The sequence below is a fragment of the Streptomyces sp. NPDC055400 genome (assembly GCF_053644375.1).
In genome coordinates, this window is record NZ_JBSHLM010000025.1 from 1 (window position 1) to 15,771 (window position 15,771).

Genomic DNA, 15,771 nt, shown 5'->3' on the forward strand with positions numbered 1-15,771 from the left:
GGCTGGCCCCCGCCGTTTCTGTGTTTCTGGCCCCCCGGCCCTCCGCCCAGTACCCCCGGCGGGGGGGGCCCGCGCCGCGGGGGGGCGGGGGGGGGGGGGCACGTGCCCGCCGCGTCGCCGCCGATGACCACCAGTCGCTCACGTGTAGGGCTCATGCCCACCAAACTACGTCCGCGCCCCCGTCACTCCTCCTCGCCCCGCTCCCCGGCCGGCGGATGCGCGGGCAGCGGGCCGGGCGCCGTTGCAGGCTGCCGCCCGGCAGAGGCGGACCCGCGCGGCAGCCGCGGACGCACCAGGCGCAGCCACAGGAAGACCAGCAGGCCGCCCACCACGGCGAACGGCAGTACGGCGCCGACGGCCACCGCGACCCAGCGCAGCATCGTCACGAACGCTCCCCAGCCCCCCGCGACCGCGTCGGTGAACCCCGGGTCGTCGTCCTTGTGCCCCGCCGGTTTCACCGGGGTCTCGGTCAGTGACAGCGTGATCGTCGCGAGGCTCGTGCGGTCCTTGAGGGACGCCTGCTGCGCCAGCAGGGCCTCCAGATCGGACTCGCGGGTGCTCAACTCCCCTTCCAGGGCGACCACATCGCTCAGCTTCGTCGCCTTGTCCATCAGCTCGCGCACCCGTGCCACGCTCGCCCGCTGCGACTTGACGCGGCTCTCCACGTCGACGACCTGGTCGGTGACGTCCTGCGCCTTCACGTTCCGCTCGATGAGCCGGCCCGAGCCCGCGAGGTCCGCGAGGACCTGCTCGTAGCGCGCCTGCGGCACGCGCAGGACGACACGGGAACGCTCATGTCCCCTGCCGTCGCGGTCGGTCGACTCGTTGCCGACGATGCCGCCCGCGTCCTCGGCCGCCGTGCGCGCCTCGTCGAGCGCCTGCGGGACGTCCTTGACCTGCACGGTGAGCGTCGCCGTGCGGATGATGTGGACGCCCGCCACTTCGGGCTGCTCGCGCCGCGACGACTTCGCGTCCGACTGTCCTGCGCCCGCCTCCTTCGCGGAGCCGCGGTCCGCGGCGGCGGCCTCGCCGCCCGCGGCCTTCGAGGAGGCCCCGGTGTCCGAGGCGCCCGCGCTGCACCCCGTCAGCGCCAGCGCCGCCACGAGCAGGACGGCGCCGACCCCCCGCGTGCCGCGGCGCCCCGGCCGCTTTCCTGTGGTGCCTGATATCCGCATCGACGTACCCCCGGAGGTTGAGTGGGACGGCCGGCCAAGGACAGGCCCTGGCCGCTTCCTTTGACGGTCCGGCGCCCCCTTTCGGTGGTTGCCGGGTGGTCCCGATGCGGTCACGGTCGGGACTCGCCGGTCTGAGACAGTGGGGGCATGCGGGAAGCGGACACAGGTACGGGAACGGGACAGGCCCCGAGGGCGGTCGTCATCGGCGGTGGCATCGCGGGGCTCGCCGCGGCCCACCGGCTGCTCGCTGCGGGCACGCAGGTCACCGTCCTGGAGGCGTCGGGCCGGCTCGGCGGCAAGCTGCGCGCCGGTGAGATCGCGGGCGTACGGGTCGACCTCGGCGCCGAGTCGATGCTCGCCCGGCGCGCCGAAGCCGTGGACCTCGCCCGCGAGGTGGGGCTCGCGGACCGGCTTCAGCCGCCGGGTACGGCCACGGCCTCGCTCTGGACCAGGGGCGCGCTGCGCCCGATGCCCAAGGGCCATGTGATGGGCGTCCCCGGCACCGCCGCCGCGCTCTGCGGGGTCCTGTCCGACGACGGCCTTGCCCGCATCGAGCAGGACCGCGACCTGCCCGCCACCGAGTTCGGCGACGACGTCGCCGTCGGCGCGTACGTCGCCGAGCGCCTCGGCCGCGAGGTCGTCGACCGGCTCGTGGAGCCGCTGCTCGGCGGCGTCTACGCGGGCGACGCGTACCGCATCTCGATGCGCAGCGCCGTCCCCCAGCTCTTCGAGGAGGCCCGCGGCCACCGCTCCCTGACCGAGGCCGTCCGCGCGATCCAGGAGCGTGCGGCGCGGAACCAGCAGACCGGGCCCGTCTTCATGGGCATCGAGGGCGGCATCGGACAGCTCCCGCTCGCCGTCGCCGAGTCGGTGCGCGCGCGGGGCGGCGAGATCCTCCTCGACAGCCCCGCCCACGGGCTGCGCCGCACCCCCGACGGCTGGGAGGTCCGGGTCGACGACCGCGTCATCGAGGCCGACGCCGTCGTCCTCGCCGTCCCCGCGCAGAAAGCTGCCTCGCTCCTCGACACCGAGTCGCCGGCCGCCGCGGCGGAGCTGCGCACCGTCGAGTACGCGTCGATGGCCCTGATCACCCTCGCGTTCCGGCGCGACGAGGCGCACCTGCCCGAGGGCTCCGGTTTTCTCGTGCCGCCGGTCGACGGCCACACGATCAAGGCGTCCACCTTCGCCTCGAACAAGTGGGGCTGGATCGCGGCCGAGGACCCCGGCCTGGTCGTCGTACGGACTTCCGTGGGCCGTCACCAGGACGAGAAGGACCTCGCGCGTGACGACGACGGGCTCGTCGAGGTGTCGCGCCACGACCTGCGGGAGGCCACCGGCCTGAGCGCCACTCCCGTCGCCACGCGCGTCACGCGCTGGCACGAGGGCCTGCCCCAGTACCCCGTCGGCCACCACGCGCGCGTGGCGCGCATCCGCGGCCATGTCGCCAAGATCCCCGGACTTGCCGTGTGCGGGGCGGCGTACGACGGCGTCGGCATCCCGGCCTGCATCGCGAGCGCCTACGCCGCCGTGGACCAGCTGGACGGCGACCTGACCGGCGTGGAGGAGCTCACCGCGCACCCGGTGCAGAGTCTGCACGGCGGCGCGGGAGAATAGTCCCATGAGTGACGACGCCCCCGCCAAGATCCCGAACGCAGGCAAGAAGGCCAAGGACCTCAATGAGGTCATCCGCTACACCCTGTGGTCCGTCTTCAAGCTCCGAGACGTCCTCCCCGAGGACCGGGCCGGCTACGCCGACGAGGTCCAGGAGCTCTTCGACCAGCTCGCCGCGAAGGACGTGACGGTCCGCGGCACGTACGACGTTTCGGGCCTGCGCGCGGACGCCGACGTCATGGTCTGGTGGCACGCGGAGACCGCGGATCAGCTCCAGGAGGCGTACAACCTCTTCCGCCGTACGAAGCTGGGGCGCGCCCTCGAGCCGGTCTGGTCGAACATGGCGCTGCACCGCCCCGCCGAGTTCAACCGCTCGCACATCCCGGCCTTCCTCGCCGACGAGACGCCCCGCAACTACGTGAGCGTCTACCCGTTCGTGCGCTCCTACGACTGGTACCTGCTGCCCGACGAGGACCGCCGCCGCATGCTCGCGGATCACGGCAAGATGGCCCGCGGCTACCCGGACGTCCGCGCCAACACGGTCGCCTCGTTCTCGCTCGGCGACTACGAGTGGCTTCTGGCCTTCGAGGCCGACGAGCTGCACCGCATCGTCGACCTGATGCGTCACCTGCGCGCCTCCGAGGCCCGTATGCACGTCCGCGAGGAGGTCCCGTTCTACACGGGCCGCCGCAAGAGCGTCGCCGAACTGGTCGAGGGTCTCGCGTAGTTCGCACCCGGTCCGTACGCGAAGGGGCCGACCGGTTCGACGACCGGTCGGCCCCTTCGCGTTCCGTGCCCGCCGTCAGTCCACGGCGAGCGGCGCCGGTTCGGGGCGCGGGGCGCAGGACGCGGCGCGGGTCACCGGGATCCGCCCCTCCATCAGATACGCGTCGAGGTGGCTGTTCACGCACGTGTTCGGGCCGGCGGCGATGCCGTGGGTGCCCGCGCCGCGCTCCGTGACCAGGACCGACCCCGGAAGCCTGCGCCACAGCTCACGGGCGCCCTCGTACGGGGTGGCCGCGTCCCGCTCGGCGGCCAGGATCAGGGTCGCGGGCAGTGCGCCGGGCGCGGTCCGTACGTCGACGGGGCGCTGGCGCGGGGCGGGCCAGTACGCGCAGGGCAGGTTCATCCAGGCGTTGTCCCACGTCTCGAACGGAGCGTGGCGCGCGAGCTCGGTGTTGTCGCGGTCCCAGACGCGGAAGTCGGTGGGCCACGCCGAGTCGTTGCACTCGACGGCCGTGTAGACGGCGGCGCTGTTCTCGTTCTCGGCGGCCGCCGCGGTCTGGGGCGCGGCCTGCTCGGCGAGCGGCTTCGGATTGCCCTTCAGATACTCGGACAGCGCGGACGCCCGCATCGCCCAGTAGTCGTCGTGGTACCCGGCCTGGAGGTATGCGGCCTGGAGCTGGCCGGGGCCGACGGTGCCGCCCACCGGCTCGCTCGCGAGCCGCGCCCTGACCTTCTCGTAGCTCTGCTGCACCCCGGCGGCGGTCGTGCCCAGGTGGTACGTCTTGTTGTGCTTGGCCACCCACCGCCGGAAGTCCGCCCAGCGCCGCTCGAAGGCCACCGACTGCACGAGGTTGTTGGTGTACCAGATCTTCTTCGGGTCGGGGTTCACGGCCGAGTCGAAGACCATGCGGCGCACATGCGTGGGAAAGAGCGTCGCGTACACGGCCCCGAGGTACGTGCCGTACGACGACCCCATGAAGTTCAGCTTCCGCTCGCCGAGCCCGGCGCGCAGCACGTCCAGGTCGCGGGCGTTGTTGAGCGTCGTGTAGTGCCGCAGCGCGCTCCCGGCGTTCTTCGCGCACCCCTGCGCGTACGCCTTGGCCTGCGCGATCCGCTCCAGCTTGTACGAGGCGGAGGGGTGCGTCGGCGCCTGCGTGGGGGCCTGCGCGAACCGTTTCGGGTCCGCGCAGGAAAGCGGGGCCGAGCGGCCGACGCCGCGCGGCGCGTAGCCGACGAGGTCGTACGCGGAGGCGATGCGCTTCCACTCCGGCGTTCGCCCGACGAGCGGGAAGTACATGCCGGACGCGCCGGGGCCGCCCGGGTTGAAGACGAAGGAGCCCTGCCGGCGGACCGGCCTGCCGCCCTCCCGCGCCGTCGTGCCGGTGGCCTTCACGCGGCTGACGGTGAGCCTGATCTGCTTGCCGTCGGGGTGGGCGTAATCGAGGGGGACGGAGACCGTGCCGCACTTGACGTGGTCCGGGAGGCTCTCGGCGGCGGCGCAGGTGCCGAAGGTGATGCCGGTGGCCGCGGCGCGGGCGGCGGCGACGGCCGTGCCGCGCAGTTCGGCGGTGCCGGCGGGGCCCTGGGTGTCGGCGCGGCCCGGGGCGGCGACGAGGGCGGTCAGGACCAGGGATCCGGCGGCCGCGTAGACGGAGGGGGCTGCTCTCATCGCTCTTCTGGATCCCTTTCGTCCGGCCCTCGTCCGGCCGTTGCGCACGGCCTTTCGGGGCTGTCACCCGCCTGCCGGGAGCAGACGCGAACAAAGGGGATACTTCGTGCGGCAGTTGACGAAGTAAAGCACCGGCCTGCCGGTGTCGGGCTCAATGACCCCGTTGCGCCGTCCCGAAGGCCGAGCGCAGCGCGGGGTCGGACACCGCGCGGACGCCGTGCACGGCGACGGCGGTCAGCAGGGCGGACTCCCCGACCCCTTCGCGTACGCCCCTCGGCAGGGCGCCGATCAGCTGCTGCCCCGTGGGTGAGGCCCAGCGCGTGTAGGGGTGGACCTCGAAGCGGGCGATCGCCAGACAGGACAGCGTGAGGATCAGGGGCAGCGCGAACCACGCGGCGATCAGCACACCGTCGCCCGGCTCCCCGCCCGGCATCGTCAGCGATACGGCGGCCAGGGCCACGACGGCGAGTGCGGCGGCCCGCACCTGGCGGACCGCGGCCGCGACCCCGCCGCGCGCGCCGTCGGGAACGGCGAGGCCCGCCGCGACGAGCCGGTCGGCCAGCGCCCGTACCGCGTCCGCGGCCGCCGTCGCCCGGCGCACCGCCCCTATCCGCGACTGCCCGTCCGGCCCGATGGCGCCGATCACCGAGCGCTCGATGTCGTCGCCGCCGACCGGGTCGACCACGGTGGCCCAGCCGGTGTGCGCGAGCAGCAGCCGCCGGCTGCGCGCCATCGAGACGAGGGTCAGATCGGCGACCCGGAAGGGGCCGCCGGACAGGAACGCGGCCTCGTACAGCGTCAGTTCGTGCGTGCCGCCGCCGGCCGGCTCGCTGTGCGCGGCGTGCGCCGCGGCGAGGCAGAGGCGCGCGCAGGACAGGAAGGCGGCGGCGCAGGCCATGAGCAGGAACAGGAGCCAGAACATGGCATTTTTCTATGCCACGCGTTCGGGTGGCGCCACGGCTTGTTCACCATATGGACAGAGCGTTGTCGGTATGTGACGTTCCGTTTGTTGTGCCTGGTCGGGTCGTGTCGTGTCAGGGCTTGGGCCGGGAGGCCGCCGGGGGCAGCGGGAAGGACGGGGAGGGGGAGAGGGGCGTCGGCGGCTCGGGGGACGTCACCGGACCCGGCGGGGCGGGGGAGCGGGTCTCCGGTGGCGTACTCGTACCTGCGGCGTCCCGCGCGAGCGCGTCGAAGTCGACCAGACCCGTGGACTCCAGGATCTTGATGTGGTCGAGGACGGTCTTGTTGGCGTCGTCCGCCAGGTCCCGTACGAGCGAGTTGCGTGTCGTCGCGCGGACCTGGGCGACCAGCGAGAAGACCTTCCCGTGGGCCCGGCGCAGGATGTTGGCGAACTTCCGCTCGTAGTCGTCGCCGTGCGCCGCGCTCAGCTCGGAGAGCCAGTGCCGCTGCTGGCCGTTGGGCTGGTTGGGGAGTTCGAGGCCGAGCCGCGCGGCGACCTCGCGCACGCGCGCGTCCAGGAACGTGTGCCCCTCGACGAGGTGCTCACCCGCCGTCCGCACCGCCGTGCTCGTCCCTCTCGCCTCGGCCTGCTGGCCCGCGGGCAGCTCCCACAGCCCCGCGAGCCGCACCTTCGTGACGAACTCGCGGTCCAGCGCCGACAGCGGGCCGAATCTGGTCGACACGGTCCCCTCGTCGAGCAGGTCCACGCCCGTGCCGGAGCGGTCGGCGTACGACCAGACCGGGAACACGAGAGCGGCGAGTGTGGTGACGAGCCCGGCGACGATGAGTCCGGTGCCGTTGACGAATCGGATGCGCATGGTGCCTCCTGGTGCGGCACCGCACGCTAGTCCGCCTCGCGGACGTGGGCTCGGGTAACCCCGCGAATACGCCAGCTGCGGTACGGGCGCGGGGTGGCGGCGCTCAGGCGGACCGGAGAGCCGGACGCCCCCGGTGCAGGGCGGACCGCGCCGCGCGCACCAGGCGTCCCCCCGGGTGCGCGGCCGGCGGGGTGGGCCCCGACCGCTCCCGCCACCACCGCTCAAGCTCCCGCCGCACCCCCGCGTCCCCGGGCCCGCCGGAGTCGAGCAGGTGCCCGGCGAAGTCGAGGGCGTCGCGGCGGTAGCCGCCCGTCATGGGCCGGCACTGCGCGTACGACAGGAACGCCGGGCGGTACGCGGCCGTGCCGAGGATCTCCGGCAGTTCGGGGGCCACCTTCGCCACGACGTCCGCCCGCTTGGCGCACAGTGCCCGGCTCTGGACCTTGAGCCGCACCCGGTCGAACCCCTCCGGCGCGGGCGTCCCCGCGACGAGGGCGGACAGGAGCGCGGCCTGCGCGAGCGCGAGCCGCTGACGGGCGGGGTCGGTGCCCTCAGCGGCCTTGCCCGAAAGGAAGCGCACGGTGCGCCCGTCGGCGGGCGCGGTGGCCAGCGTCCCCCTGATCTCGTCGAGTTCACGCTCCAGCTCCTGCGGAGCCGGGAAGTTCTCGTCGCGCTCCAGGAGGACGCCGGGCGGCGAGACCCGGGACGCCAGGTCGGCGAGGATGTCGAGGACGGGGCGCGGCACGGGGTGCGCGTGGCTGTCGTGCCACACGCCGTCGCGCTCGAAGCCGCCCGCCACATGCACGTACGCGATGGCCTCGACCGGCAGCTCGCTGAGCGCCTTCGCGGGGTCCTCGCCGCGGTTGACGTGGTTCGTGTGCAGGTTCGCCACGTCGATCAGGAGGTGGACGCCGGTGCGCTCCACCAGTTCGTACAGGAACTGCCCCTCCGTCATCTCCTCTCCGGGCCAGGAGAACAGGGCCGCGATGTTCTCCACGGCGAGGGGTACGGGCAGGGCGTCCTGGGCGATGCGGACGTTCGCGCAGAGCACGTCGAGGGCGTCCCTCGTGCGCGGGACCGGCAGCAGATGGCCGGCCTCCAGCGGCTGCGACGCGGTGAGCGTGCCGCCCGCCCGTACGAACGCGATGTGCTCGGTGACGAGCGGGGAACCGAGGGCCTCGGCGCGGGCCGCGAGGCCGGCGAGCCTGCCCTCGTCGGGGCGTTCCGCGCCGCCGAGGCCGAGCGAGACGCCGTGCGGCACGACGGTGACGCCGCGCTCGCGCAGCCGCAGCAGGGAGTCGGGGACGTGCCCGGGGCACACGTTCTCCGCGACGGCCTCGACCCAGTCGATGCCGGGCATCGCCTCCACGGCCTCCGCGATCTCCGGACGCCAGCCGATGCCCGTACCCAGACGCTCGATCCGCTGCATGGTTCCCCTCCTCCACCCCGGCCGTATGCCGTGCGATGCCGGTGTCATGACCCCGGCGGACGCCGCCGAACCCCGGGGAGGGGACGTTCAGAGGTTCATTTGAGGTTCCGTGCGACGCCCCGTGGAGAAGCCGGCACGGGGGTGCCCGAAGCGGCTCCAGGGCCCGTGGGCCGCTACGCCTGCCGCGCGCCCGGGAGCGGACAGAAGCGACTGCCCCCTTCGGTGACCACCGTCATCCCGGGGGCGATCTCGGTGAAGCCGGCGTCGTTCACCACCGGCAGCCCGGCCCGCGTCAGCGGCCCCCACCGGTCGCGGTCGGCGACCCGGACCGACAGCGGGAAGCCCGCCTCGCGCCACTCCTTGCGCTCGGTGTCCGACAGCTCCCACCAGGCCAGCTGGGCGCCGTGCCCGGCCTGGGCCATGGTCTTGCCCGCGGTCATGTCGAGCTCGGGGTTCAGCCACAGGACGGGCGCCCGGGGGTCCGGCGCGGCCGGCGGCTCCGGGTCGTCGAGTTCCGTGCCCGAGACCTGCAGCCGGGCCAGATCCTTGGGCCAGCCGTCGAGCGGGACCGGCGGGAACACCCGGACCTCGGCGGCCCTCCCCGTCACCGTGATCCCTTCGAGCGCCTCCGCCCTGCGCCATTCCGCGCCGCGAGCCCGCCGCACCACCTTGCGGATCCGGGCGTCCTGCCAGTCGCGCATGACCTGCGCCCACTCGCCGTCGCCGGTCGCCCGGGGGTCGGAGAGGATCACGAGGACCGCGCGGGCCGCCGTCTCCAGCGCGTCGGTGCGGGCCGGGGGAGCGCCCCTCTCGATCCGCGCCACGAGGGGCAGCACGAACTGCGGCGCCTCGTCACGCGAGGTCCGCTCGGACCGGAAAGGGCTGTCCTGCGGCACCTCGGCAGAGGTGCCGGCGTCGTCGTTCGGGAGGGTCTGGTCGTCACTGCTCACCGGACCAGTCTGCCAGGCGGAAGATCGGTTCCTCGCGGCCCTTCGCGGCAGCTGCGGTCACCCCGAGCAGGCCGCCTCACCCCGGTGGAATCGGCCACAGCGCTCTTCGTGCGTCTCCGTAGGACCGCAGGGGGTCGTCCGCGCGGCCTTCGACAAATGGGCGCAGAGCCGGGCGGCGGCCACCGCCCGGCTGGCCGCCCGCAGCGAGCGGCCCGACCACGCCGACGAGGACCCGTGCCTGGTCAGGCCCGATGCCCGCTACCGAGGTCCGGAGAACCAGCTGTACCGGGTCGAGGTCCATGCCGGCGGCGAGGCGAAGGACGCCACCTTCAAGTGGTCCCGCGAGAACGGCTCGGTCGTCTTCCCGGTCGACGAACTGGACGGCACCTGGGTGCAGTTGGCGTCCCTCGGTCACGACGACAAGCTCGACCTGGACGTCGGCGACTCCGTCGAGTTCACGGACACCGCCTACGCCTCCCGTCTGGAAGCCCTGCCCCTGCTGCGAGTGGAGGAACTCGACCTGCCGGGCCGCCGAGTCCGCCTGTCCGCCGAGCCCGGGCCGGGCGTCGGCCGGCTGCCCCACCTGCACCCGTTCCTGCGCCGCTGGGACCACCGCGAGGGCCCGAAGCGCAGGGGCCGTACCGCGGCGCTTAAGGGCGGCGCCGTCCCCGTCACGGAGGGGGAGTGGCTGCCTCTGGAGGACGGCGTCGAGGTGTACTTCGCCAAGGACGGCGCCTACCGGACCGGCGACCACTGGCTCGTCCCCGCCCGCACCGCCACCGGCGGCGTCGAATGGCCGACGGACCCGGCGCGCCGCCCGCTGCTCCAGGGGGCCGCCGGCATCGCCCGCCACTTCGCCCCGCTGGCCCTGGTCAAGGGCGAGGAGAGCGCCGTCGACCTGCGCCTCGCCTTCGGCCCGCTCGCGATCAGCATCCCGGCCGCGGACGAGGCGACCCTTGCGGCGGAGGAACAGGCACACCGTGAGGAGCTCGCGGCCGAAGGCCCCTCGCACAGCAGGTCGCAGACCACCGCAGAAGCGGAGTCCGCCGTGGAAGGAGACGAGTGATGGCCACACCTCTGAGCGCGTCCAAGCTGGTGGAGATCCTGCGGAAAGAGGGTCTGACGGTCCACGAGGTGCGCAACTGGCGTACGCACAACCGCAATACGAAGGGCCCCTGGGGCCCGGTGAACGGCGTGATGATCCACCACACCGTCACCTCGGGCACGGACGCCTCCGTGAACATCTGCTACAACGGCTACGCGGGCCTGCCGGGGCCGCTGTGTCACGGCGTCATCGACAAGAAGGGCGAGATCCACCTCGTCGGCAACGGCCGTGCCAACCATGCGGGGCTGGGCGACAGCGACGTCCTGCGCGCCGTCGTCAACGAGTCGAAGCTGCCGCACGACAACGAGGCCGACACCGACGGCAACCGGCACTTCTACGGCTTCGAGTGCATCAACCTCGGCGACGGCAAGGACCCCTGGCCCGAGGCGCAGAAGGAGGCCATCGAGAAGGTGTCCGCCGCCATCTGCCGCCACTACGGCTGGAGCGAGCGGTCGGTCATCGGCCGCAAGGAGTGGCAGCCGGGCAAGCAGGACCCGCGCGGCTTCACGATGGACAGCATGCGCAAGCGGATCGCCGACCGGCTCGCCGGGAAGTCCCAGGGCTCCGGCTCCGAGCCCGACCCGAAGCCCGCGCCGTCCAAGCCGTCGCACGCTCCGTTTCCGGGCAGCGGCTTCTTCCACAACGGCCAGAAGTCCGCGGTCATCACGGCCATGGGCCGCCGCCTGGTCGCCGAGGGCTGCGACCACTACGAGGAAGGGCCAGGCCCCGAGTGGACCGATGCCGACCGCAAGTCCTACAAGGCCTGGCAGCAGAAGCTCGGCTTCAAGGGCAAGGACGCGGACGGCATTCCGGGCAGGACCAGCTGGGACAAGCTGAAGGTCCCGGAGTCCTGAGAGCCTGACCGGGAAGCTGCCCGGTCAGGCGGTTTCAGGGTCTGGCCGTCGACCCGATCAGCTCCGACACCCGCACGAACCGGTACCCGCGTTCCCGCAGCTTCGGTACGACGGCGCGCACCGCGGCTTCCGTGGCGGGCGCCGCGCTACGGGTGCAGTGCATGACGACGACCGAACCGGGCCGCACCCCGTCGAGCACCTGCTGTGCCACCGCGTCCGAGTCCGTGGCGAACGCGTCCCCGCTCACCACGTCCCACTGCACGGCCGTGACGCCCGCCGGGGTCAGCTTCCGCAGTACCTCCTGGTCGTAACACCCGCCCGGGAAGCGGAAGTACGGCACCGTGCGCTGCACACCGGCCTTGCGGAACGCGGTGAAGGCGCGCTCCACGTCCGTCCGCATCTGCGCGGGCGGCATGGTGGGCAGGCCGTAGCACTGACCGGTGAAGGCGTAGTGGCTGTACGAGTGGTTGGCCACCTCGAAGAGCGGATCGCTCCCGATCGACTTCGCCTCGGCCGGGTACTCCTCGGCCCACCGCCCGGTCATGAACACGGTCGCGGGCACCTTCAGCCGGCGCAGTGTCGCGATCAGGGCCGGGTTGTCGAAGCGCTCACCGGCCGCGGCGCGGGCGCCCTCGTCGGCGGTCATGTCGGCGTCGAAGGTGAGGGCCACGGTGCGGTCCCGCGGGTGGGGCGCGCTCTTGAACACGCGGGTGAGACCGGCGGGGCCCGGCGCGAGCGTGGGCGGGCGCGAGGGTGCGGCGGACGCGGAGGCGCTCGCGCTCACCACTCCTCGCCCCGGATGCCCGGCGGAGCCGCCGCTCCCACCGCAGGCGGCAGTTCCGGCCCCCAGCGCGCCCAGGGCGCAGACCAGCGCAAATCTCCGTACATAGGTCATCACGCGGCGACATTAAACGTACTAATGCGATTAATTGCGCACCATGCCGCGTGAGCGGTGCGGCGTCGGGCCAGGTGGGCGAGGGGCGGGGGCTCAGATGTCCCGCAGCGCCCGGCTCACCTCGTCGAAGAAGCGCGCGTGCGCGGACTCGCTCGCCGGGAGTTCGGGGTTCCAGGGGAGCAGGCGTGCCCCGGCCGCGACCTGCTGCCAGTACGGGTTCGCCGCGTACTGCTCGGACGGGGCCGCGTTCGCACGGGAGTCCACGAGCACGATGTCGGGCGTGAGCGCGGCGGCCTGTGCCCACCCGGCCGTGTTCCAGTTGGCGCCCGGCCCCTGCGGCGGTTCGACGGTCCGTACGCCGAGAGCCGTCAGCGCGCTCAGGTCGGGCCACTTGGCGGGGCGTGCCAGATGGACGCTGTCCGGGCCGCCCGGCGACAGGGCCAGCACCCGCCCCGGACTGTCCCGCGCGACCTGTTCCAACTCCCGCATGCAGCGCTCCAGTTCGGCCCCGCCCCGGTCCCGCGCCCCGAGCGAGCGCGTCAGCTCGGCGAAGCGCTCCCTGACCGCGGTGAGCGAACGGCCCTGACCGACGTCCACCACGACGACCGGGACGTGCTCCTCCAGGTGCTTCGCCACGTCCGGATCGACGCCGTACACCTGACCGCCGCCATAGGTGACGGCGACGACGAGGTCGGGCTCGGCCGCGAGCACCGCCTCCAGCCCCACGCTGTGGCCCGCCCCCAGGTACAGGACCTCGTCGAGCGGCAGCGTCCCCGCCTTGGCCGGGTCGGCGAGATCCCCGTCGTGGAACGAGCCGAAGATCCCCACCGGCCGTATCCCGTGGTCCCACAGGGTGGCGCCGGCCTGTATGTAGGCCACCACCCGTAACGGCACGTCCCCCGCGGCCGCCACATGCCCGCGGTCGTCGGTGAACTCCCAGGCTGCGTGTCGCTCCATGTGTCCCGCGTCCTTGTCCCTAGGGGGCGTCCTGAAGGGTCTTACGGGCCCGGCAGGACCCATAAGACCCTGCCCAAGGGGCAGGGTCGGCACGCTCGGTGAACCGGCCGCAGTTGCCGGCGGCGCTGGTGCGCCCGCCTCACCCCTGCGCGAGCAACAGCTCCCGCGCCCCGGCCACGTCGAAGTCCGCCTTCGGGTACGCCGGGTCCAGCGCCTCCAGATGCTCCAGGAGCAGCTTGCTGACGGCCCAGTTGCGGTACCACTTGCGGTCCGCCGGCACCACGTACCAGGGTGCGGCATCCGTCGAACAGCGCTCCAGCGCGATCTCGTACGCCTCCTGGTACGCGGGCCACAGGGCGCGGTCCTCGATGTCGCCCATGCTGAACTTCCAGTGCTTGTCCGGGTTGCCGAGCCGTTCGAGCAGCCGCTCGCGCTGCTCCTCGTACGAGATGTGGAGGAAGCACTTGACGACCGTCACGCCGTCCTCGGCCAACGACTGCTCGAAGCGGTTGATCTGGCCGTAGCGGCCGCCCACTTGGCGGCGCGGGACGAGGCCGCGGACGCGGGCCGCGAGGACGTCCTCGTACTGCGAGCGGTCGAAGATGCCGATCTCGCCGGGCTCGGGGAGCGCCCGCATGATGCGCCACAGGAACGGGTGGCCGCGCTCCTGGGCGGTCGGGGCCTTGAACGCCTTGATGCGGCACCCGGAAGGGTTGAAGAGGCCGATGACGTGCTTGACCGTGCCGCCCTTGCCGCTGGTGTCCATGCCCTGGAGGATCAGCAGGATCCGGCGCCGGTCGCCCGCCGTGGCGGAGGCCCACAGGCGCTCCTGGAGGTCGGCTAGGCGTTCACCCATACGGGCGGTCGCCTCCACGCCGGCGGCCTTGCCGGAAGGGCCCGCGGGCGTCGCCCGCGCGTCGTAGGAGGCGAGATCCACGGGCTTGCCCGCGGGGATGCGCAGCAGCTCACGAAGCGGGACGGGCGCCTTCGCGCCGGAGGCCTTCCCGGCCACCTTCCCGGACCCGTGTCCGGCCTTGTCCCGGGACTTCCCGGCGCCCTTGGCCGCCGCGTCCTCGCCCTTGTGCTTCGTGTCCTTGTCGGCCTTGGCCACCGCGCACCCCTTCCCGTCAGGTCCCTCGATCGTGCGGCGTACCGGGCGCCTGCGCTACCGCTGCCAGGGCCCCGTCACGGCGAAGGTCGTCCCGGGCGTGTAGCAGTTGACGTACATCGTGTCGCCGTCCGGGGAGAACGTGACGCCGGCGAACTCGCCCCACGCGGGCTCCTGCGCCGTGCCGATGTTCTGGCGCCCGCGCGCCATCGCGTACACGTCGCCCTGACGGGTCACCCCGAAGACGTGCTGCGCGCCCTCGCCGTCCTCGCACACCATCAGGCCGCCGCTGGGGGCGAGGCAGATGTTGTCCGGCTCCTCGCCCGGCAGCTGGACGTCGGTGCTCGGGCCGAAGACGATCACCAGGGTGAGGCGGCGCCGCGCGGGGTCGTAGCGCCAGATCTGACCGAAGTGGTCGGCCGCCGAGCCCTCCGCGCTGTGGGCGAAGGAGGAGACGAAGTAGACCGACGAGCCGCCCCAGTAGCAGCCCTCCAGCTTCTGCGCGTGCGTGATGCCCTTCGGGCCGAAGTCCTGGAGGCGGACGGGGGTCTGCGCGGCGAGCGGGTCGGGTACGTCGACCCACTCGACGCCGTCGAAGGCCGCGCCCGTCTCCTGGATCGCGGACAGGTCGGGCACCCCGGGCACCCGCATCGCCTGGAGCGTTCCGCCCGCCCGCAGGGAACCGAGGCCGCCCTCGGGCTTCTTGGGCAGGAACCGGTAGAAGAGGCCGAACGGCTTCTGGAAGGCGTCCTCGGTCTCGTAGACGACACCCCGCTTCGGGTCGATCGCGATCGCCTCGTGCTGGAAGCGGCCCATCGCGGTCAGCGGCACGGCGCCCGAGCGGCGCGGGTCGGCCGGGTCGACCTCGAAGATGAAGCCGTGGTCCTTGGTGTAGCCGTTCGTGCCGGCCTTGTCCTCGGTCTCCTCGCAGGTCAGCCAGGTACCCCAAGGCGTGTGCCCGCCCGCGCAGTTGACGGCCGTGCCGGCGATGGCGACGCGCTCCGACAGGACGTTGTTGTGCTGGTCGAGCGTGAGCGCCGTACAGCCGCCCTTGCCCGTCGGGTCGTAGGTGAGCCCCTCGACGGCCGGCACGGCGATCTTCGCGGTGACGCGGTTCTCGTGGTTGCGGACCAGGTGGACCCGGCCGTGTCTGCCCTTCAGGGCGGTCATGCCGTCGTGGTTGCTCGGCACCTTGCCCTCGCCGGAGCGCAGCGGGTCGCCCTCGCGAGAGAGGACCTTGTAGCGGAACCCCGCGGGCAGGTCGAGCAGCCCGGCGGGGTCGGGCACCAGCGGGCCGTAGCCCTTGTTGCCGAGGCTCTGCGCGGCGGCGGTGCCCGCGAAGAGCTCGGAGAGGCTTCCGGCGAAGGCGATCGCGGCGACGGAAGCGCCGCTGCGCGCGAGGACCTGACGTCGTGTTGCGGGGGACTGAGCGGTACGTGCGGTACGTGCTTCAGACATGGGGCAACCTCCTGCTGGCGGACAGGAACGTGACCCGGTCGTGTGTATCACGCGGC

General features: G+C 73.1%; 13 protein-coding genes and 1 pseudogene. 4 read left to right on the forward strand and 10 right to left on the reverse strand.

Going from position 1 to position 15,771, the window contains the following annotated elements:
* Positions 1 to 182 precede the first annotated feature (182 nt).
* The gene (locus tag ACWIGU_RS43195) at positions 183 to 1,175 is read right to left on the reverse strand and encodes a DUF4349 domain-containing protein (protein WP_454407374.1); all 993 of its coding nucleotides are present in this window, start codon (positions 1,173 to 1,175) and stop codon (positions 183 to 185) included.
* 147 nt (positions 1,176 to 1,322) lie between these two features.
* On the opposite strand from ACWIGU_RS43195, the gene hemG reads away from it, so the two are divergent.
* Positions 1,323 to 2,789, forward strand: coding sequence for a protoporphyrinogen oxidase (hemG, locus tag ACWIGU_RS43200; RefSeq protein ID WP_454407375.1), 1,467 nt, complete (start codon positions 1,323 to 1,325; stop codon positions 2,787 to 2,789).
* Between the two features lie 4 nt (positions 2,790 to 2,793).
* Complete coding sequence (gene hemQ, locus ACWIGU_RS43205) at positions 2,794 to 3,513, forward strand: hydrogen peroxide-dependent heme synthase (protein ID WP_383087528.1); 720 nt, start codon at positions 2,794 to 2,796, stop codon at positions 3,511 to 3,513.
* 75 nt (positions 3,514 to 3,588) lie between these two features.
* On the opposite strand, the gene ACWIGU_RS43210 is transcribed toward hemQ, so the two are convergent.
* From ACWIGU_RS43210 to ACWIGU_RS43230, 5 genes are all read right to left on the reverse strand, one after another.
* On the reverse strand, positions 3,589 to 5,181 hold the full coding sequence (locus ACWIGU_RS43210) for an alpha/beta hydrolase (RefSeq protein ID WP_454407376.1): 1,593 nt from the start codon (positions 5,179 to 5,181) through the stop codon (positions 3,589 to 3,591).
* A gap of 151 nt (positions 5,182 to 5,332) precedes the next feature.
* Positions 5,333 to 6,103 carry a TIGR04222 domain-containing membrane protein gene (locus ACWIGU_RS43215; protein ID WP_454407378.1) on the reverse strand — a complete coding sequence of 257 codons (771 nt, stop codon included), beginning with the start codon at positions 6,101 to 6,103 and terminating at the stop codon, positions 5,333 to 5,335.
* Positions 6,104 to 6,215: 112 nt separating this feature from the next.
* On the reverse strand, positions 6,216 to 6,959 hold the full coding sequence (locus ACWIGU_RS43220) for a DUF4142 domain-containing protein (RefSeq protein WP_454407379.1): 744 nt from the start codon (positions 6,957 to 6,959) through the stop codon (positions 6,216 to 6,218).
* A 103-nt stretch (positions 6,960 to 7,062) separates the two neighbouring features.
* On the reverse strand, positions 7,063 to 8,379 hold the full coding sequence (locus tag ACWIGU_RS43225) for a DUF692 domain-containing protein (RefSeq protein WP_454407425.1): 1,317 nt from the start codon (positions 8,377 to 8,379) through the stop codon (positions 7,063 to 7,065).
* Positions 8,380 to 8,561: 182 nt separating this feature from the next.
* Positions 8,562 to 9,338 carry a peptidyl-tRNA hydrolase gene (locus ACWIGU_RS43230; protein ID WP_454407380.1) on the reverse strand — a complete coding sequence of 259 codons (777 nt, stop codon included), beginning with the start codon at positions 9,336 to 9,338 and terminating at the stop codon, positions 8,562 to 8,564.
* Positions 9,339 to 9,471: 133 nt separating this feature from the next.
* On the opposite strand from ACWIGU_RS43230, the pseudogene ACWIGU_RS43235 reads away from it, so the two are divergent.
* Positions 9,472 to 10,404, forward strand: a pseudogene (locus ACWIGU_RS43235) (DUF6519 domain-containing protein); the annotation flags it as partial.
* Positions 10,404 to 11,297: a peptidoglycan-binding protein gene (locus ACWIGU_RS43240; RefSeq protein ID WP_454407381.1), complete on the forward strand. Its 894-nt coding sequence runs from the start codon at positions 10,404 to 10,406 to the stop codon at positions 11,295 to 11,297. The pseudogene ACWIGU_RS43235 and the gene ACWIGU_RS43240, both read left to right, overlap by 1 nt.
* A 34-nt stretch (positions 11,298 to 11,331) precedes the next feature.
* Here the strand turns inward: ACWIGU_RS43240 and ACWIGU_RS43245 are convergent, their stop codons facing one another.
* The 4 genes from ACWIGU_RS43245 to ACWIGU_RS43260 all read right to left on the reverse strand — a co-directional run bounded on the left by ACWIGU_RS43245 (position 11,332) and on the right by ACWIGU_RS43260 (position 15,715).
* Positions 11,332 to 12,192 carry a polysaccharide deacetylase family protein gene (locus ACWIGU_RS43245; protein WP_454407426.1) on the reverse strand — a complete coding sequence of 287 codons (861 nt, stop codon included), beginning with the start codon at positions 12,190 to 12,192 and terminating at the stop codon, positions 11,332 to 11,334.
* Positions 12,193 to 12,285: 93 nt separating this feature from the next.
* On the reverse strand, positions 12,286 to 13,149 hold the full coding sequence (locus tag ACWIGU_RS43250) for an ABC transporter substrate-binding protein (RefSeq protein ID WP_454407382.1): 864 nt from the start codon (positions 13,147 to 13,149) through the stop codon (positions 12,286 to 12,288).
* Between the two features lie 139 nt (positions 13,150 to 13,288).
* On the reverse strand, positions 13,289 to 14,161 hold the full coding sequence (locus ACWIGU_RS43255; RefSeq protein WP_454407427.1) for a PPK2 family polyphosphate kinase: 873 nt from the start codon (positions 14,159 to 14,161) through the stop codon (positions 13,289 to 13,291).
* Between the two features lie 153 nt (positions 14,162 to 14,314).
* Positions 14,315 to 15,715 (reverse strand): PhoX family protein, encoded by a 1,401-nt coding sequence (locus tag ACWIGU_RS43260; RefSeq protein WP_454407383.1) that lies wholly within the window; start codon positions 15,713 to 15,715, stop codon positions 14,315 to 14,317.
* Positions 15,716 to 15,771 lie beyond the last annotated feature (56 nt).